This is a genomic window from Fibrivirga algicola, assembly GCF_011742925.1.
Lineage (GTDB): Bacteria > Bacteroidota > Bacteroidia > Cytophagales > Spirosomataceae > Fibrella > Fibrella algicola.
This window is the reverse complement of record NZ_WAEL01000002.1, coordinates 211098-229682: the sequence shown is the minus strand read 5'-3', so window position 1 is coordinate 229682 and position 18585 is coordinate 211098. Positions and strand designations below refer to the sequence as shown.

15 protein-coding genes are annotated in these 18585 nt (G+C 53.0%); 5 read left to right on the top strand and 10 right to left on the bottom strand.

The window, feature by feature from the left end:
* Positions 1-58: 58 nt before the first annotated feature.
* Both F7231_RS06195 and F7231_RS06190 read right to left on the bottom strand, forming a co-directional pair.
* The gene (locus tag F7231_RS06195) at positions 59-586 is read right to left on the bottom strand and encodes a hypothetical protein (RefSeq protein ID WP_166691307.1); all 528 of its coding nucleotides are present in this window, start codon (positions 584-586) and stop codon (positions 59-61) included.
* A 9-nt stretch (positions 587-595) separates the two neighbouring features.
* Positions 596-2005 (bottom strand): BamA/TamA family outer membrane protein, encoded by a 1410-nt coding sequence (locus tag F7231_RS06190; protein ID WP_085412362.1) that lies wholly within the window; start codon positions 2003-2005, stop codon positions 596-598.
* 252 nt (positions 2006-2257) lie between these two features.
* On the opposite strand from F7231_RS06190, the gene F7231_RS06185 reads away from it, so the two are divergent.
* Positions 2258-3760: an MFS transporter gene (locus F7231_RS06185; protein ID WP_085412363.1), complete on the top strand. Its 1503-nt coding sequence runs from the start codon at positions 2258-2260 to the stop codon at positions 3758-3760.
* A 73-nt stretch (positions 3761-3833) separates the two neighbouring features.
* Here F7231_RS06185 and F7231_RS06180 read toward each other — a convergent pair whose 3' ends face one another.
* From F7231_RS06180 to F7231_RS06170, 3 genes are read right to left on the bottom strand one after another with little or no spacing between them, the layout of a single operon-like run.
* A complete protein-coding gene (locus F7231_RS06180; protein WP_166691306.1) occupies positions 3834-5051 on the bottom strand; it encodes a hypothetical protein in 1218 nt (405 codons plus the stop codon).
* A complete protein-coding gene (locus F7231_RS06175; protein ID WP_166691305.1) occupies positions 5032-5610 on the bottom strand; it encodes an RNA polymerase sigma factor in 579 nt (192 codons plus the stop codon). The genes F7231_RS06180 and F7231_RS06175 overlap by 20 nt, the downstream gene beginning before the upstream one ends.
* Positions 5603-6706 carry a hypothetical protein gene (locus F7231_RS06170; RefSeq protein WP_166691304.1) on the bottom strand — a complete coding sequence of 368 codons (1104 nt, stop codon included), beginning with the start codon at positions 6704-6706 and terminating at the stop codon, positions 5603-5605. Before F7231_RS06170 ends, F7231_RS06175 begins: the two co-directional genes overlap by 8 nt.
* Positions 6707-6875: 169 nt before the next feature.
* Here F7231_RS06170 and F7231_RS06165 point away from each other — a divergent pair, with 169 nt between their 5' ends.
* The gene (locus tag F7231_RS06165; RefSeq protein ID WP_085412367.1) at positions 6876-7814 is read left to right on the top strand and encodes a carbohydrate kinase family protein; all 939 of its coding nucleotides are present in this window, start codon (positions 6876-6878) and stop codon (positions 7812-7814) included.
* A gap of 70 nt (positions 7815-7884) precedes the next feature.
* Here F7231_RS06165 and F7231_RS06160 read toward each other — a convergent pair whose 3' ends face one another.
* Positions 7885-8727, bottom strand: a complete 843-nt coding sequence (locus F7231_RS06160) for a hypothetical protein (protein ID WP_166691303.1) — start codon at positions 8725-8727, stop codon at positions 7885-7887.
* A 410-nt stretch (positions 8728-9137) separates the two neighbouring features.
* Entirely contained in the window at positions 9138-10340 is a 1203-nt protein-coding gene (locus tag F7231_RS06155) for a PQQ-dependent sugar dehydrogenase (RefSeq protein ID WP_166691302.1), read from the bottom strand.
* 191 nt (positions 10341-10531) lie between these two features.
* Here F7231_RS06155 and epsC point away from each other — a divergent pair, with 191 nt between their 5' ends.
* Positions 10532-11350 carry a serine O-acetyltransferase EpsC gene (gene epsC, locus F7231_RS06150; RefSeq protein ID WP_085412371.1) on the top strand — a complete coding sequence of 273 codons (819 nt, stop codon included), beginning with the start codon at positions 10532-10534 and terminating at the stop codon, positions 11348-11350.
* A gap of 103 nt (positions 11351-11453) precedes the next feature.
* Here the strand turns inward: epsC and F7231_RS06145 are convergent, their stop codons facing one another.
* From F7231_RS06145 to F7231_RS27700, 3 genes are read right to left on the bottom strand one after another with little or no spacing between them, the layout of a single operon-like run.
* Positions 11454-12485: a glycosyltransferase family 2 protein gene (locus F7231_RS06145; RefSeq protein ID WP_166691301.1), complete on the bottom strand. Its 1032-nt coding sequence runs from the start codon at positions 12483-12485 to the stop codon at positions 11454-11456.
* Between the two features lie 4 nt (positions 12486-12489).
* Positions 12490-12840, bottom strand: a complete 351-nt coding sequence (locus F7231_RS06140) for a YbaB/EbfC family nucleoid-associated protein (RefSeq protein ID WP_085412373.1) — start codon at positions 12838-12840, stop codon at positions 12490-12492.
* Positions 12841-12896: 56 nt separating this feature from the next.
* Positions 12897-14600: a T9SS type B sorting domain-containing protein gene (locus tag F7231_RS27700; RefSeq protein WP_157510597.1), complete on the bottom strand. Its 1704-nt coding sequence runs from the start codon at positions 14598-14600 to the stop codon at positions 12897-12899.
* A 435-nt stretch (positions 14601-15035) separates the two neighbouring features.
* Here F7231_RS27700 and F7231_RS06130 point away from each other — a divergent pair, with 435 nt between their 5' ends.
* Together F7231_RS06130 and F7231_RS06125 are read left to right on the top strand one after the other, a co-directional pair.
* Positions 15036-16274: a bifunctional 3,4-dihydroxy-2-butanone-4-phosphate synthase/GTP cyclohydrolase II gene (locus F7231_RS06130; protein WP_085412375.1), complete on the top strand. Its 1239-nt coding sequence runs from the start codon at positions 15036-15038 to the stop codon at positions 16272-16274.
* A gap of 144 nt (positions 16275-16418) precedes the next feature.
* Positions 16419-18536, top strand: a complete 2118-nt coding sequence (locus F7231_RS06125) for a BatA domain-containing protein (protein ID WP_166691300.1) — start codon at positions 16419-16421, stop codon at positions 18534-18536.
* The last annotated feature ends 49 nt before the right edge of the window (positions 18537-18585 follow it).

Sequence of the window (18585 nt, the reverse complement as noted above, 5' to 3'; positions counted from 1 at the left end):
TCATTTCTTCAGAAGCACTTAGTACCACTCGCTGGGCCTCTGTGTTATAGCGCCTCTTTTATCCTTTGATCACTAGTTTTAGCCCAAAGTCTTTCCCTTTCGAGACGTCTTTCAGCGTTACGCTGCCGTTTTTCCAAGACGTACCTGTAACAGGGGCACCGTAGCGCGCTGTCAGGTACGTGGTCAGCTCCTGCTGATACGTTTTCACGGCGGCAGCACTGTTCAGGTAAAAATCGACCTGGATGCTGCTAACTTTATTTCCCGACTGAAAATACTGGTGGTCTACCGATTCGAGGTTATCAAATTCCTGCGAGTAGCCAACGTGTTCGGCATCCTGCTCAAACGGGGCTGAAGTTTCGGTGGCTTTAGCGGCGGCGAAATCATCACCCAAATTAACCTGCCGCCAATCGTGGTTGCTGGTGAGACCCAGGTTCGTAAGTGTGGGTGAAAGTGTTGCGGCGACCGGCGTTTCCGTAGGTACGGTGCCGGTGCTGGCCGAATCGGTGCTGGTGGCATCGCTGGTTTGGCGGCTTGTACAGGCAGCCAGAGAGCCAATAAGGCAGACGGAGACAAAAAGGCGTTTCATACCGCGAAACTACAACTCGCGCTGGATGTTGAGGAAAAAACCCGTTTCCCGCTGTGCATTCATGACCGTGCTGAACCGAAATACCATGTTATAATACGTTACCACATCGAGGCTAAGGCCAGTGCTGTAGAGCCATCGGTTGGCCAGGCGGCTCTGGTACTTCTCGGCAATGGTACTGTTAATGTACCCTGCGTCGGCAATCAACGATAGGTAAGCAGCAATGGGAACGGTGCTAAACTGCCGAATCGGAATCCATTTCCACTCCTTTTTTACGTCGAATAGCCGGAAACGGATGTTATTGCGAAATACTCCATAGCGGTTACCCTCAATGACATAAAGCTCGTATCCCCGAATAACGTCATCGCCCACGCCCAACCCCCGAATCCCAAAATACGGTTGGCGAGTTGCCCATACGTTTCGCAGGCGCAACGTATTAGCGGCAAAAAAACGTTTACCAAGAGGATAGTACCGGCTCAGACCAACAAGCAAATCAGTTTGAGTGAGGTCGGCATTTGGCAACCAGCCCGAGTGCGACAACGAAGCCGTCAACAACGTACCCTGAAGGGCATAGGCCACATTATCGCGACGGTCGTACCGGTAATTATAAGTCAGAGTAAGGAATTGCTGCCGGGTGCGTCCATCCAGAAAATAATCGGGATTAAGGTGGGCTACCGTGTCGGCAATGGTATTGTTGGTGTAGCGGGCTTCCAGCTCATGGAAATTATAGAAGCCATCGCGGCGCGTTACGGCGATGCTGGTCGTGAGACGGGTACGTAGGGTGGTCAGTCCCGCCGGTCGAATGTATTCCCATTTGTCGAGGAACGGGCGGTAAGCAATCTCGCGGTTGGTCGCGTAGTAGAAATCAGCATTGACGCCAATTCGTTGGGCCTTGTCGATGTAAGGGCGATCATAGGCCAGAATGTATTTCGGAGTGAAGCCCGTCTGGGCTACAGCCGTCAGTTTATCGTTGCGGCCGGTAAAGTTCTTCCAGTCGAGACGGAGGCCGTAGTTGGTTCGGCGCAGGTCGCGGCCGCGGTCGTACCACCACTCGTTCAGATTACGGTCAGCCAGTTCAAAAATGGGCACCACAAAGATGTACCACCGTTCTTTCATGGTCACCGTTACGTCGACAGGCCGATGCCCCAGTGGGCCAGTAGTATCTTCTACGGCTACTATATCAACAGAAATGAACAGATTGGTATTCCAGATCTTGCGCTGATCCCAGGCTACTTTTTTGTCCAGTTCTGTGCGGCGAAGTGTGTCGCCGGTGCGAAGGGCCATTTCGCGCAGCACAATACGGTCGCGAGTACGTGCATTGCCCACCAGTGTCACCGACCTGACCACCACGGCCGAATCGGCCGGAGACGGTACAGCCGTAGTGAGCTGCCAAAGTGAGAAAACGAACGTAAAAAGCGACATAATGAGCAGGTAAACAGGCCGTAATTAGGCAGTAGGCTATCAATAAACGAAATTCGGCAGCGATTGGATTAAACCTGTCACCAGACAATAGAAAACCTCATTAATACCCTCTAAGGTAAGAAAATAACCCAACTCCTTCGCCGAATCATGCAATGGTCTGTGTATTATTGTTCTTTATTTCGTTACCATATTGGCACGGCCAGACAACCTATTTCCGGTTACAATGTAACGTGCTGATCAACACACAGACCTATGCAAACTGAACGCGCACCGTCTACCGCGCAAGCACCTGCTAAACCGACCCTAAGCTTCTGGCAAATCTGGAACATGAGTTTCGGATTTTTAGGCATTCAATATGGTTTTGGGCTGCAACAAGCCAACATGAGCCCTATTTACCGCTATTTGGGTGCTGATGAATCGTCTATTCCTGGTTTGTGGCTCGCTGGGCCACTTACAGGTCTGCTACTACAGCCAATCATTGGGGCAATATCTGACCGGAGCTGGTCACCAACCTGGGGGCGGCGGAAACCATTTGTGTTGGTTGGCGCGCTGGTGGGTAGTATCGCCATGATTCTGATGCCCAACTCGTCATCGATCTGGATGGCCGCCGGTCTAATGTGGATGCTCGACGCCGGTCTGAACTCGGCCATGGAACCATTTCGCGCCTTTGTGGGCGACATGCTGAATGATAAACAGCGACCAACAGGTTTCGCCGTACAGTCATTCATGGTGGGCTTCGGGCAAACGCTGGCTAACGTAATGCCTTACCTGCTTCCTCTGATCGGTATATCAATGGTCATGTCTGAATCACAACTGACTAATGGTATTCCTAACTCAGTACGGTATCCATTCTATATTGGTGGCGCATCGATCCTGATTTCGGTGTTCTGGACCATGCGCACGACCAAGGAATACCCGCCCGTTAATGAGGATTACAAGAAAGCGCACGTTTTTACGGACGAAGAGAGAAAGTCGATCTCGTTCTGGCATCTGGCGCTAACAGTCGGAGCGGCTGTGTTGGCGTTCTTTTTTGCCTACGGCGCTGGCGGGCTGGCCAATGGACTGAAATGGGGCCTAGGCGTCATGGCTGGTGGATACCTGGTGCTGATGCTGCCCGTTTTCAAAGAAGTGCTGGCCTCGCTGTCGTCGATGCCCACAGTAATGAAACAGCTATGGTGGGTTAAATTCTTTACCTGGTACGGCCTGCCGCTGATGTGGCAATACCTGTCGCTGGCGGTCGCCAAATACGCGTTCGATGCGCCCAATGCCACGTCGAACCCGGCTGGTTTTGAAGCGGGTACCAAGTGGGGCGGCCTCTGCTTTGCCATGTTCAGCATCACCTGTGCCATTATTTCCGTCTTTATTCCGCGTATCGCCAAAGCGATTGGCAGCGCACGGGCCACTCACGCCCTGTTCCTATGTCTGGGTGCGGTTGGCTTCTTCCTGACGCTGACCTCAAACGATAAAATGATCTACCTCATAGGTATGTCGGTGATTGGGTTGGCTTGGGGATCCATTATGTCGATGCCGTACCTGCTGCTGGCAAGTGCTGTTCCCAAAGAGCGGATGGGTGTGTATATGGGCATTTTCAACGGCTTTATCTGCGTGCCGCAGTTCATCGGTATGCTCACGGTGCCACTCTTTTATAAAACGCTGCTGGGCGATGACCCCCGGAATGCGTTGGTGCTGGCTGGCGTATGTATGCTGGCTGCGGCGGCCTCCTGTTTCCTGGTGAAAGAGAATCGCGCGGTCTAGTTGTTCGTCAGTGGGTCATAAAAAAGGAGTCTGGTCGGTCGATCAGGCTCCTTTTTTATGACCTATCGAAGACTTACCAGTTGATACCAAACAACCGTACCGGGCGGTGTTGGAAATTGGTTTTCACGAATCGTTTTTTTCGGGAAACGTACCTATAATAGGCTGAGCCTACCCGTACAAAGTCGTTGTTTGTAAGCTGATCCGGCACCACATCATCATCAAGGGTATGCAGGCTGCCATTGGTCTGTTGAGCAATTTGAAACTGGCCCGGCTCAAACGCGTACTCGTGCCCGGGCTCCGTATCGCAGGCGATGACGTGGACAGGTACGTTAAGGCCCGGCAATAGAGCCATGTCTTTCACGCTGCTTGCATTGTCTGCAATGAGAATCAGGTGCTGCGCCTTGGGAAACTCCCGATGCGCAAATTGCAGGGCCTCCACGACATTCTCCGGGCCAAACTGGTTGTTGAGCGTGTTGCGAGCAGCGGCCAGTAGCGTGGGTAGAGCGCGGCGGGGATCACGTTCGCGGGTAACGAAGAACATTCCCGGTAGTCCGTTTGGTCGGGTCTCGTGACCTGAACTATCGCAGTCTGTGAAGAAGACCGTGCCCTGTATCTGGGGACTCTTACTGTTGTGACGGAACCAGGCATAGATCTGCGCCGCAAAAGCGTCCATGCTGGTTGTAAGGTCACAAACAACGACTGCGTTGGGCCAGCGCCGCAAATTGCGGGTCAGCGCCGCAAACACGGTCGAATCGGCACCAATGTCGCCTGATAGCAACTTTTCCTCCAGGGCTATTTCAACTGGCGACAGCGTACGAAAGGTAACCGCTGGCCATTGCAAATCGGGCTGGACGACTTGCTGAATGGAACGTATCTGAGTAACCATTGGGGACCTTGTTGCAATTTGTTCATGGTGGGTAGTGGGCTCTGCTGACCGCGTTGTGCTTGGCGGCCTCTGTGCTGTTTTCGCCGGGGCCACGCTGGCCAATTGCCGTCTTGGGAAAGAGAGACTAGTATGATTTCCCCGGCTTGGTGAGCAAATGGCGCCTAACGTACCGGAATGCCGAACGGTTAGCCGAGTCTTGGCTGGCCTGTCAACAGAATGTAGGCCGATGAAGTATCCGGTTCCCAGTAGTAGCAGCAGACAACTTGCGAGTAGGCCAGTACGCCACCGCCGCCGCCGAAGTTGTCGACGCAACAGCAGCCAATCCTCCGGGTTATAGGCTGGCTGGTAGCCTTCCAGCGACTGACGTACCCAGTCGTGCAGCGGTTTATCGTCGGTGTTGTTCATGGGGGAGATTCGTTTGTGAAAGCAGTGCGCGGCGTAGCAACCGGTTTGCTTCGGTGAGGTGGGCACGCGAGGTACTTTCGGCGATGTGCAACTGGTCGGCAATGTCGCGATGCGAGAAACCTTCCAGCACGTACAAGCTGAACACCATGCGGTAGGCTGAGGGCAGGCGGTGAATTACGGCCAGAATATGTTCGGCAGAAAGCTGCGCCAGAATAGCCTCATCGTTCTGGTAAGGCTCGGCAACAACCTGCTCAATCTGTTCGGTCGAAACGGTAGGGGCCTGCTTTGTTCGCCGGTATTGGTCAATGGCCGTATTCACCATGATCGTGCGCAGCCAGGGATTCAGCGCGGCTTCATTTTTCAACTCACCGATCCGCCTGAACACCTTCATAAACCCATCATTGAGCAATTCGCGGGCGTCTTCACGATTATCGGCATAGGCCAGACAAACCGACAACGCATACGGATAGAAGCGTTCATAAAACGCGCTCATAGCTGCCTCTTTTCCCCGGCGGCATCCGTCAATCAGGCTCTCGGTTGTGGCTTTGGCGTTAGTCACAAGATCCGTCGTACGTGTAAGTCGTGGTGGTTGCTAACTGGTTCAGGATTGTACCGGCCTCATTCTGGTAGGTAGTGGTTACCTGATCGGATGATTGTAGATACCCCGCACCCGTCAACTTAGGCTGAACCTGCGTACTGCTAGACTTCATAAGCACTCCCGTGGGCGAGAGGTTGTAATTGACCGACGTGTTCATGACGCCAGCCACGCCGGCTATGTCCGCTACCGCTGGAAATCCTTTGAAATTATCAGGCTTCAGGCCAGGGGGTAACTTGACCTGAGCATAGGTATAATCTGTAGACGAGTATAATTGGCCATTCACCCAAAACTCCTGTTTCACCCAGTGCCCCTGGCTATCATATGTGAAAACTGACCGATAATTAGACCCCGTTTGCGTTTGCAGAAGCCCGTTCTGAAAGGTGTATGGACGTACATCGGTACCACCCTGCTTTTCTACAAAATCAACCGCCTTACCATTCTGATATGTCCATACGGCGGTGACGCCAGCAGGGAAAGTGGGTTTTTCGGGTGCGGTCGCTGGAATTGCCGGGTACGTTGTTTCGTCTGTTTTTGTGAGCAACGAGCCAGTTGCATCATACGCGTAGGTGCTGACGATTTTGGTCTGCAGGCCATACTGATTTGTCCGGTTCGTAACCTGCTGAGTTAGTCGGCCATTTGTATAGGCGTAGGTAAACTGCAACGTGTTTGTATTGGTGCTTGTCTGGTTATCGCCGGGCGACCAGCGGGCTTCTGACGATTTCGCCGTCATGAACCCATCAGCGTCATAGACATACCTGGCCGTTTCGGCATAGCTGTACACAACGGCAGACTGCCCAGCTAGCCGTTTTTCATACCGGCGGGCCACCTGATTAACCCGACCCTGATTATCATAGTCATAGATGGTCTGATCAGTCGTTTCTTCGAGTGTCTTGTTCGCTTGCTGTACCGTTGCTTTCTCATCAATCTGCCTAATCCGGCAGGGGCCATCGGCTTGTTTATCCACGGCCTGTTGTGTGCAGCGGCTGCCCAGCCCCACCAGCACGCTCAGTAAAATCACCCGCTGAATAGCTGTCAGTACTTGGTTTGTCGTTTTCATAATCTGTCGAGTAAATCGTAATACAGACAGAGACGACTTCTTACCTGAAAACGCTGGGTACGTTGCCGTTTATTTTTTCGGAACGAGGGTAGGTACGTTAAAAACAAGTCTATTTTCGTACCCTCAACTTCATATATCCGCATTCAATGGCCTTGTTCCTGCTATACCTATGATCCTTACGTCAAAGCAACTTATTCTGTCAGTCGGCGAATTACTGGCCGATTTTATCGGACAAACGTTCTCAGAAAGCCTGTTTGATGCCGCTGAATTTACCCGATTTCAGGGTGGCTCCCCCGCTAACATGGCGGCGAATATGGCTCGCCTTGGCAATCAGGCGGCGTTGGTAGCCTGTGTTGGCAACGACAGCATTGGCCGTTTTCTGGTGCAGAAAGTAGCCGAAACGGGCATCGACGTGAGCCATATCAGCGTGCACGCCAGCCAGCCAACGAGTCTTGTAGTGGTCTCGCGCACCAAGAGCACCCCCGACTTTGTGGCTTACCGTACCGCCGACTGCATGATTTTGCCTGAGCACCTGCCCGACCAGTTACTCGATCAGGTAGCGCTGTTTCACACTACCTGTTTTGCGCTTAGCCGTAGTCCAGCCCAGGAAACGATTATTGATGCCGCTCGTCGGGCTTCCATTGCCGGAGCCCAGATCAGCATTGATGCTAACTATGCCCCTAGCATTTGGCCCGACCGCGACAACGCATGGCAAGTGCTAACCAACTATTGTGCGTCGGGAGCCTTGGTGAAGCTTAGTGAAGATGACGCTGAGCGGCTTTACGGCTCCCCACAGACGCCCGAGCAGGTACGTCAGGACTTTCATAAGATGGGAGCCAAACTGGTTTGCCTGACGCTGGGCGCTGAGGGTAGCATTGTCTCGACTAACCAGGGTGAGAATGTGGTGCGTATACCAGGTAAACCACTGTCTGTTGTGGATGCTACCGGTGCCGGGGATGCGTATTGGGCCGGTTTCCTAACTGCCTGGCTCGACGGCTGCACGCCTGCTGAATGCGCAGGGGCAGGTGCCAATCTGGCGGCCCTAAAACTAATGCGACGTGGATCGCTGCCACCAACTGTGGATCGAAAACTTCTTTACGAAGCTTGATCTCTGTTGACAGCTTGTCTGTACGGTAAACTGGATTCCGCTTCAGAACATGAAGGCACTGTGACAAAACTCATTCATTGCTTAGTCCCCTGACTACCTCCACCACAGGAGTTGACAGTTCCGCTTCCGGCCAGGCGTAGAGTACTTGTTCTTCGGCTAGCTCGTGAATAGGATTGACAAAAGCACGTATCTGTGAATGTACCCCAATATCTGCCTTATCTGAACTTCCAATGTAAATGACGCCCCGCCACGAATGATCATCATTGACGTCGATGGGCCGTTGAACCCAGTACCGTCTACCGCCTACAGCACGGACCACTATCCATACTTTACGGGCATTAGACACTCTACCGACAGCAAGCACTTCCCGAGACACTATTTTCCCGTGTAAAGGATCGTCAATCAGTAAGTCGCTCGGAGGAGACATACGAGCAAAAAATGGTCTGGCTGCATACACTGCGGCAGCAGCAGACAGGACGATACCGGCTAGCCAAGCCTTGTTGCGTAGTATCCAGCTTACAGTAGGTGCAGCAGGCTTATCGGTATATGACGGTACTAGCGGGGTTGTCGATGTGGCTGTAGTTATAGTATGGCTGGACTCAGTGGTTGGTGGCGTTGGGCTACCCCACGCATATAAACAGCAAGTCGTGATGGCTTTCTCATCTTTAAGAACGTACCCATCATGGAAAATCTTGGCAAACGTTTTTATACTGGGGATTGTGGTAAGTGCCTCCTTCATTTCGGCTTGCCCCTGACTGAGCAACTCTTCTTTAAAGGATGTACGGAGGTATTCATACGGAGCAGGATAACTATTAAACTTAATTGGTGGATACTTACCGGGTTTTGCAAACCTATATCCTTCATATTTCTTCCTGATGGCATCTCTAAGATCAACCATTTCATTGTCAGTCATATGCGTCAATTTGTTGGTGTGGGACACAAAGAAGGAATAAATAAGGAACAAAATAGGGATATGTCACTCAGAGTTACCAACGAACAAGTGAATAGTTTTGCTTGGACTTCGACGGATCCCAACGCCTTGCGTAGTGGATCAATTGCTTTCCGCTTCTATATCCACATCAGTTACCTGTATGGGTGAGTAGCTGCGTTACCGGCCGACTAGTTACTGGTAGGGCCTTGGTTCGTAGCACCTTCACTATCGGAGAAGCAACTCAACAGAGTAGCTACGAGTAGCAGGAAGGTTACTACCCTACAAAAAACGCCCCTATTGCTGCCAGTACGTTTGGCAATGCAAAAGGGGCGTTTGTATTAAACTGACAAAATAAGATCCGAAACTACCCAATGGGTAGGCAGATTCGGATCTTATTTTGTCAGTTTAAGGATTTTTCCATCGGCGTGATCACACAAATACAATTCGCCTGTTCGGTCTTCGCCGAAGGCAGAGATTGTGCCAACTCGCTCGGAGATAAGCTGGTTAGTTGCCTTGTTAGTACCAGTAGGAGTTAGGGCCCAGACACGACCACTCACATAGTCGGCGAAAACGTATTTGCCAGCCAGAGCCGGAACAGCCTTTCCTTCATAGACGTACCCACCCGTTACCGACAGGTCACCGTTAGCATGAGTGTAGGTGTGAACGGGTTCTGTTACGGGTGTGGCCGCTTTTTCGCCGGGTTTAAAGTCCGCATTTCCTTCGCGAATCCGCCAGCCATAATTACCGCCTTTCGTGACGATATCGATTTCCTCAATTTCATTTTGGCCAACGTCGCCTGTCCAGAGTTTACCTTGCTTGTCGAAGCTGAACCGCCAGGGATTGCGCAGGCCATACGCATAAATTTCTTCGCGGAAACCGTCTTTATTGCCTTTATAAGGATTATCGGCCGGAATGCCATACTGTCCTTTGTCAGTACCGTTCACGTCGATACGCAGCATTTTACCCAGTAATGTGGTCCGGCTCTGACCATTATTCTGTGGGTCACCACCGCTGCCGCCGTCACCTGTGGCAATGTATAAATACCCGTCGGGACCAAATGCCACTTTGCCGCCATTGTGGTTTGAATAGGGCTGTTTAAAGGTAAACAGCACAACTTCCGAAGCGGGGTCGACCTGATTGGCGTTGGCAGAGCTGGCCTTGAAGCGGCTGATCACGGTTTCGCGGGGGTTATTCTTCGTATAGTTGACGTAGAAAAAACCGTTTTCTTTAAACTTGGGGTGAAAAGCCAGACCCAGCAGGCCCATTTCACCACCGTACCCTACCTTATTCTTAATGTCCAGGTACGTATCCGCTGACTTAGCACCTGTGGCCTGATTGACTACCTTTATTTTCCCGGCCTGTTCAATAACGAACATGCGGTTGGTGCCATCGTTGGCGTAGGTGTATTCAACAGGTGCCTCGAACTTCAGACCGGGGTGTGCATCAACAGTTGAGATCGTTATTGCTGTTGGTTCTTTTGTCACCGTGGTCGACGTGGCTTCGGTAGGCGACGAGCACGCCCACGAGATCAGGAACGAGAAGCCAGAGGTGGCGGCAAGCGAATAAATTAAGGTGATAATCGTTTTATAAATCATGACAATGATAGCTGAATTGCACTTACGCGATGACAAAAGGCAGGCCAGTTCCGGACGACGAACTATTTGGAATGACATTTGTTCGCCAATCAGTTGATTAAGGGTATTTTGCCCTCTCTAGCATGCCTGCTCCGCACAGTGCGGATTGTTGGGTTGCTACCCCATATTGGGGCAGATTAACCACTATACGTATGTCTACCCCGCTCATCGCTTTTTTAAATCGCCTGTCGGCGCAACAGCATAGTTATCAGTACCGATTGCCATCGCGTCCCGACGCGGGGCGATTCATCGACCAGCTGATGCGATTGCTTTTTCCCGTTACGCAGGATTGCCAGTCAGTTACGGCTAACGTTGGCGAAACGTACCAGCGGCTTCACGATCAGTTGCTGTGTTTGCTGCATCCATTGCAACCCAACCTGGTGAACCGGTCTGAAGCAGTGGCGATGCGCTTTTTCGATGAACTGCCCGCCATTCACGATAACCTGCTACTCGACGCGCAGGCTATTGCCGACAATGACCCGGCGGCGGTGAGCATCGAAGAAGTAATTGCTGTGTATCCGGGCTTTTACGCGATTGCCGTTTACCGGATCGCCCACGCGCTCCTCCACGCCGACGTACCCCTGTTGCCACGCATGTTGACCGAGTATGCTCATGGGCAAACAGGGATTGATATTCACCCGGGCGCCAGTATAGGCCCCTCATTTTTTATCGACCACGGCACAGGTGTAGTTATTGGTGAAACAACCGTTATTGGCGAAAATGTGCGCGTGTATCAGGGCGTTACCCTGGGCGCTACGCACGTAGCCAAATCGCTGGCGCAGAAAAAGCGCCATCCGACTATTGAAGACAATGTAGTGATTTATGCCAACGCTACCATTCTCGGCGGGCATACGGTGGTGGGGCACGATTCAATCATTGGCGGCAACGTGTGGCTAACCGAAACAGTCCCTCCGCATTCACTGGTGTATCATCAAAGCCAGATTGACGTAAAGCCAATTTTACAGCAATAAGTTGAAGCTACTGCGTCCGCAGCTGATTCCGGGAGGTACACGACGATTCTTGATCAATGCCAGAAAAGCCCAACGTACCTCCGTGTGTCAGCTGCGAACCACTTTATAACGCGGAGAAACGGCGCACACCTTTGGCGAAATACTGCCAGACAATGCTTTTGGGGAAAAGTCGTACTTCATTGGTTGCCAGCTGAGCCAGGTTGCGACGTTTAATGCGCAACGCCGAAGCGTCGGACCGACCCAGCCAGCCGTAAAACGCGAAATGCGCCCGAATGATCGCCCAGATCGCCGCCCATTCGCCGCGAAGTAGGAGCGGACCCGCCGAGAGGCCGTCGACCACCAGCCTAATCCCCAATACCCGCCACAGGCTGTGATCCGGCAGGTTCTTGTAGAGCATGGCCAGGCTATTGCGGTAATTCAGGTACGTCTTTTTCGGATTCGACTTGGCCAGCGTACCGGCGCCGACGTGCTGTACTACTGCTTCGCCACAGGTCCATACTTCGTAGCCCTGCCGCTGTACACGCCAGCACCAGTCAATCTCTTCCATGTGGGCAAAGAAGTCAGGGTCGAAACCGCCCGTCTGGTGAAATACCGAAGCCCTCACAAACAGACAAGCCCCCGACGCCCAGAAAACAGGCCGGTTATCGTTGTATTGACCAGTATCGGTTTCGAGGGTATCGAACAGGCGGCCCCGGCAAAAGGCAAAGCCCAGCCAGTCGACGTACCCACCAGCCCCGCCCGCGTATTCAAATTGGGTTGGCTGGTGGTAGGCCAGTAGCTTAGGTTGGCAGGCAGCAACGTTGGGATGAGTGTCAAGCAGCGCCAGCACAGGCCGGATCCAGCCGGGGGTGACGGCTACATCCGAATTCAGCAAGCAGTAGTACGTAAACGGGTCCGACTCGTGACGAATGTGCTGAAGGGCCGTGTTATAGCCTCCTGCATACCCCTCATTACGGCTCAGCTGAACCAGCCTGACCGTAGGAAACTCGTCCCGGAGCCAGTCGATCGACCCGTCTGTGCTGCCGTTATCGGCTACGTAGATCGTGGCACCATCGGCATAGGCTACAACGTCGGGCAAAAATTGGGCGAGGAATCCCCGCCCATTATAATTCAGAATAACAACGGCTAAAGACATAGAGCTAGCCCATCATACTACCCAGATCGAGACCGGGAATATTGGGTAAAAGGCCTTCGGTAGCCTGTTGCAGATGCGTTTTGATGATCGGCTCAATGTTTTCCATTGCCTTATTGGTCGCCGCCACAATCAAGTCCTGAAGCATTTCGCGGTCGTCGGCCGACTTCATTAGGTCGGGGTCGATAACCAAAGCGGTAAGTTGTTTCTGGCCGTTCACGGTGGCCCGTACCATTCCTGCTCCTGACTCGCCAGTGGCCGAAAGGGTAGCTAAACTGTCCTGGGCGGATTTCATGCGGGATTGAATTTCCTTCATTTTTCCCATCATGCCCATCATATCTCCGAGGTTGCCAAACATAATATTCTGTTCAAGGTCTGTGTATAGCTACCTAACGACAAAGTGCCTAAACCAGTTTACCGAATCAGCAGTACCTGGCCAGTTCGTTCAAATGCTCTGCCCGACGCATCTGTCAGCCGAATGCGGTAACTGTAATAACCGGACTGGGCAGGATTGCCATTTATGTCGCCATTCCAACCGGTTGTCTCCTTGTCGGTTGTGTTGAACACGACATCGCCCCAGCGGCTATAGATGGTCATCTCGAAGGTGTTCCAGAATGCCCGAACTCCTTCGGCCATGAATGACCGATTCTTCTCCAGTGAACTGCCCGGCGCAAACGCATTGGGCATGAACAGGGATAGGCCCAGCTCCACATCAATTGGGTTCGAATAGCTTTCGATACCGGCACCGTTGAGCGCGGCGATCTGGTATTGAGTCACCTGACTCTGGGGACTGGGCTGAAAAGTTGTTTGGTTACTGAGCGGCTTTTTGTCAGATACACCCGTCGACGGGTCAATAGAAATGACCTGGTACGATTGGGGTGGGCCGTTCGAGTAGGGCGATGCCTGTGTCCAAGTCAGCGAACCATCGCTTGTCTTGGTCAGTAAGATCGTGCAGGTCGGAGGGGTGGGGGCCGACACATTGCCGCAGCCGTTTCTGATGGCGGTCTGGTAGCAATAGCTCTGCCTGTTGGTTTGGGCTGTCTGGTCAACAAAGGAGCGGTCGTTGCTTTCGCCGATAGGGTTGAAGGCACTTCCATTCCCGTCAGAGCGCGTAACGATCAGCGTATAGGGCGATGGCAGGCCAACAGTCGGCAAATTAGACTGCACTTTTACTCCGTCTGTTTGTACCGACACGTAGGCCGATACCGGCGAAACAGGAACCCCATTGTCTTTCCCCGACGTGCAAACAGTAGATGAGCGAATGGTAGTTGGCCCCACAGAGGCTTCTATCACGTAGCAGTCGGTTTTACCGCACGTAATGTCAACGTTGTCCACATAGGGTGAAGTTGGCCCTGCCCAGGCGGGAAATCCATTCTTATAGGCTCTGTACAGCCGCACCGGACCTGTGCCCGTATAAGCTGGCCAGCTGATCGTATTCTGCTTATCTTCTGACTGAGCAACGGGGGCCAGGCTACACACCTCCGACGACCGGCGTTCTGAGCCACCGCAGACATCCGTGGCAACGATTTGGTAGCAGCTGACTGCAAAGGGTGAGGCCGGAACCGCAAAATACCCGCCCGACGTACCCGAAAAGCTGGTTGGCTCGTAAATTCCCGTTCCCGATTTCCGATACAACGTCATGTTATACCCGGTAGGCCCTTGAAACGTAATGGTTGCTTTAGTCGCGTCTGACACCAGCGAGGCAATAGTGGGGTCAGCAGGTACTGTATTCCGAATAGTGACTGGCTGGGCTGAGGTATTGCCTGAACAGCCACCTGTATACGATCCGGTAACTTTGATTGTGAAATTAGTTGCCGTGCCTGCGTAAACATGCCTAAAGGGAGTTGCTGTCGTTGTGCCCGGAGGTGGATAAGCCAGCGTTGTTATGCCGTCGCCCCAGTCAATGGTCACCTGATTGTAACGGCTTGTTTCTGCATCCAGGGTGTAAGTCAGCAGTACTGTTCTATTTGAGCATGTAGTGGTGACAAACGAGATCTCTTTCGTAGGCATCACCTCAATTACCCGGCAAGCCAGCGTACCAACGGAAGTGGCGCTGCTTGATCCTACTTGAAGAATTGTATAACTGCCCGGAGCGGCGTAGGTGAAGGTAGTGGTCACAATACCCGTGTTGGGTATGCTGTTATCTGTACCTCTGTAATTGTACGTATACCTGCTGCTACTACCCAACGCCCCGGGCACGCCTGTAATTGTAAAGGAGTTGCCCGCGCATACCTGAGCCGGGACTGTAAATCCGCCCGTTTCTGATGCGCGTGTCGGACAAACGCCAGGCTGCGAATACGCTGATAATCCATTGATTAACAAACATAAAGCTAGCCAAATGGCCCGCCGTTGTTTGTTCCAGAATCCATTCACGGTGTAATGTTGTTTCGTAGCTACTCCTTTGTTGATCTGATTCCTTAACGCAATTCCCGGCGTTTTCGCACATCCAACGAAACGTATCTTGGCCGGACTGAGTTTTGTGAGTGGATGGATAGCGGTGATACAAACTGGAGCAAATAACTCGCCAAAAGCACTGCCAATTCCAATTATATTATGAACAAAGATACGGGCACCGATTCGGGTAGCAACCAGTTAGATCGAATAGAAGATGCCATCGCCGATATCCGTGCTGGTAAAATTGTGCTGGTGGTCGACGATGAAGATCGTGAGAATGAGGGGGATATGATCTGCGCAGCAGAACTCGTTACTCCCGAAATGGTCAATTTTATGGTAAAAGAGGGTCGTGGCCTGATGTGCGCTCCCCTCACCGACGAACGATGCCATGAACTGGGCCTTGATATGATGGTGTCCAGCAATACATCGGTGCATACCACTCCATTTACGGTATCGGTCGATTTGCTTGGCCATGGCTGTACGACAGGTATATCGGCCTCAGACCGGTCAAAAACAATTCGTGCATTAGTTGATCCCGCCACCGTTCCCGACGATTTGGGGCGGCCGGGTCATATCTTCCCGCTTAAAGCCGTCGATGGGGGCGTTATCCGTCGGGCGGGACATACCGAAGCCGCTGTTGACCTGGCTCGCCTCGCTGGTTTGCAGCCTGCTGGCGTGCTGATCGAAGTGCTTAACGAAGATGGTACCATGGCTCGCCTGCCGCAGTTGCGTATCATGGCCGATCGGTTCGACATGAAGCTGGTTAGTATTCAGGATCTGATTGCCTATCGCCTGCGTACCGAGAGCCTGATCAAGCGGGAGATTGGTGTTGACATGCCCACCGAATGGGGGCACTTCGATCTGATCGCCTACAAACAGAACGATACCGAAGACACCCACCTGGCGTTGATTAAAGGCCAGTGGGAGCCGGGTGAGCCGGTGTTGGTTCGGGTCCACTCATCCTGCGTTACCGGCGACATCTTCGGCTCATGCCGCTGTGATTGTGGCGGTCAACTGCACGCGTCGATGGAAATGGTCGAGCGCGAGGGCAAAGGCGTAGTGTTGTACATGTTTCAGGAAGGCCGCGGTATTGGGCTGATCAACAAATTAAGAGCCTACAAACTACAGGAAAGCGGCCGTGATACGGTAGAGGCCAATCTGGACCTGGGCTTGCCTATGGATGCCCGCGACTATGGCGTAGGTGCTCAGATTCTGCGCGATCTGAACGTACACAAACTCCGGCTTATCTCAAATAATCCGAAAAAGCGGGCGGGCCTGATGGGCTACGGCCTGGAAATTGTAGAGACGGTACCGCTCGAGATGCCGAGCAATCCGTTCAATCAGCGCTACCTGGCCACAAAACGCGACAAAATGGGTCACACCATTATGAAGGGGTAAACCGGTAGAAAGGCAGTAAACGCTCAATATCTGATGGTCAGGAGTACGGTGGCGGACCGGCCTGAACATCAGATATTGCTCTATAAACGTTAACCATTCAACAACCCTGTGCCTTAACTTACGGCCTGAAAGCGTTACGCCTCTATGAGTTTCCTATTTCCGTCGTTTTTGTGGGGATTGCTGGCCCTTGCGGTTCCGATTGCCATCCATTTATTCAACTTTCGGCGTACCCGTCGGGTTTATTTTACCAACGTAGCCCTGCTGCAGACAGTACAGACCACCACGCGGTCGTTTCGGCGGCTGCGCGATTGGCTGATCCTGCTGGCGCGCTGCCTGTTTCTGGCCGCGCTGGTAGCCGCCTTTGCGCAACCGTTCATTCCGTCGAAAAGTAGCCTCGGCCTGTCGCGTCAGGGGGCCACGAGCCTCTACGTTGACAACTCGTTCAGCATGCAGAACGAAGAAGCCAACAACGCGCCCCACCGCCGCTATATCGATATCGCCGTGGGGAAGCTTGATCAACTGCTGACGCTCTTCCGCAACGCGACATCTCTGCAACTGCTGACCAACGATTTCTCGGCCGATGAGCAGCAGACCGCTACGGCTGAAGCCATCCGTGACCGACTGGCCTCCATCAAACTGGCACATACACCGCGCACGCTCGAAGCCGTATATCGGCGGCAGCGCAATCTGCTGGCCAGTACGGGCCGGGGAGGCACGCACCAGCTATTCTGGTTCTCCGATTTTCAGAAAAGTACCGCCGGTGATCTCAGCCGGCTCAAGGTCGACACGGCCGACCGTGTTTTCATCGTTCCCATCACCGCGCAGGCCGAGCGTAACGTCGCCGTTGATTCTGTATGGCTTACCACGCCGTTTGTGCGCGAAATGCAGAACAACAGCCTCAATGTCCGGCTGCGGAATAGTGGCCGCGAAGCGGTACAGAACCTGCCTATCCGCTTGTTTCTCGATGACGTGCAGGTGTCTACCGCTTCGGTGAACGTACCTGCCAACAGCACGGGCGATGTGACGCTGACGGTAAACGTGACCAAAAAAGGATTTCACCGGGGCCGCGTCTTCTTCGACGACCAGCCCATCACGTTCGATAACGACTATTACTTTGTCATCGAAGCGTCGCCTGCTATTCGGGTGCTGCATCTGTACGGCCAGAAACCAGCCGGCCCTGATTACATTCAGGCCGTTTTTGATAACGACAGCCTGTTTGCGTTCCGGCAGTTCTCGGCGCAGAACTTCGACGTTGGGCAGCTGAAAGGTACCGATCTGGTTGTGCTGGAAGGGGTACCTCAGGTGTCAGGTACGTTACGTACTGAGCTCGATCAGTTTGTGAAGCAGGGGGGCAGCATGGTGGTAGTACCGCCTGCCCGGCCCGATGCCGGTAGTTACGGTTCGTTTCTAAGCAGCCTGAACGTACCCGGACTACAGGTAAATCCCGTTGATGCCGCGCCGATCCCGGTCGCTGAACCCGACCGGCGCACGCCATTTTTTGCCGACGTGTTCCAACAGGGCTTTCGGCAGGAAGTGCTGAACATGCCGCAGGCCACTGCGGTCTGGCAATGGAACGGCGGCGATCGGTTATTGGCACTCCGTAGCGGGCAGCCGTTTCTCACTCAGTCGCGGGTGGGGGGTACAGATGGTCGGCAGGGGCAGTTGTATATCCTGGCCAGTCCATTGAGTGCCGATTACGGCAACCTCGCGCAGCATGCTCTTTTCGTGCCGGTCATGTACAAGATGGCGGCACTCAGTGTGCGGCCCCAGCGTACTGCCTATTCATTTGACGATAACGTGCTGACGTTCCCGGCCACCGCCAACGCCGCTAATGCGGCCGACCGGGCGGTGTATAAGTTGAAAAACAAATCGCTGGAGATTATTCCGGTGCAGCGGCTGGTGGGTAACCAACTGGTTCTTGAACTGCCTAAAGCGAATCAGTTATCGGCGGGCCAGTCCGTCGAGGCGGGGTATTACGAGTTGCAACGTACGGCAACGGATGGCTCGTTGCAAACTGAGCGTATCATTGCTCTAAATCATGGACGGGCCGAGTCGCAGATGGCTTTTTACAGCCCCGCCGAACTGCGGCAGGTGTTTGCCAATCAGCCCAACGTCGAGGTGTTTGACAGCATCAAAGACAGTGATTTTGGGCAGGCTCTGGAGCGGGAAAACCTGGGAACCAACCTCTGGCCTTACTTTCTGGTAGCAGCGTTGGCTTTCCTTTTGCTCGAAATTTTGCTTGTTCGCTTCCTGAAAGCCTGATTCCGGGAACAGGCTGTACAATAACTCAGTTTGTTTTTTACCTGCCTCT

Coding starts and splice junctions, on each gene's coding strand:
- F7231_RS06195 (WP_166691307.1), bottom strand. CDS start 586: ATGAAACGCCTTTTTGTCTCCGTCTGCCTTATTGGCTCTCTGGCTGCC.
- F7231_RS06190 (WP_085412362.1), bottom strand. CDS start 2,005: ATGTCGCTTTTTACGTTCGTTTTCTCACTTTGGCAGCTCACTACGGCT.
- F7231_RS06185 (WP_085412363.1), top strand. CDS start 2,258: ATGCAAACTGAACGCGCACCGTCTACCGCGCAAGCACCTGCTAAACCG.
- F7231_RS06180 (WP_166691306.1), bottom strand. CDS start 5,051: ATGAACAACACCGACGATAAACCGCTGCACGACTGGGTACGTCAGTCG.
- F7231_RS06170 (WP_166691304.1), bottom strand. CDS start 6,706: ATGAAAACGACAAACCAAGTACTGACAGCTATTCAGCGGGTGATTTTA.
- F7231_RS06165 (WP_085412367.1), top strand. CDS start 6,876: ATGATCCTTACGTCAAAGCAACTTATTCTGTCAGTCGGCGAATTACTG.
- F7231_RS06160 (WP_166691303.1), bottom strand. CDS start 8,727: ATGACTGACAATGAAATGGTTGATCTTAGAGATGCCATCAGGAAGAAA.
- F7231_RS06155 (WP_166691302.1), bottom strand. CDS start 10,340: ATGATTTATAAAACGATTATCACCTTAATTTATTCGCTTGCCGCCACC.
- epsC (WP_085412371.1), top strand. CDS start 10,532: ATGTCTACCCCGCTCATCGCTTTTTTAAATCGCCTGTCGGCGCAACAG.
- F7231_RS06145 (WP_166691301.1), bottom strand. CDS start 12,485: ATGTCTTTAGCCGTTGTTATTCTGAATTATAATGGGCGGGGATTCCTC.
- F7231_RS06140 (WP_085412373.1), bottom strand. CDS start 12,840: ATGTTTGGCAACCTCGGAGATATGATGGGCATGATGGGAAAAATGAAG.
- F7231_RS06130 (WP_085412375.1), top strand. CDS start 15,036: ATGAACAAAGATACGGGCACCGATTCGGGTAGCAACCAGTTAGATCGA.
- F7231_RS06125 (WP_166691300.1), top strand. CDS start 16,419: ATGAGTTTCCTATTTCCGTCGTTTTTGTGGGGATTGCTGGCCCTTGCG.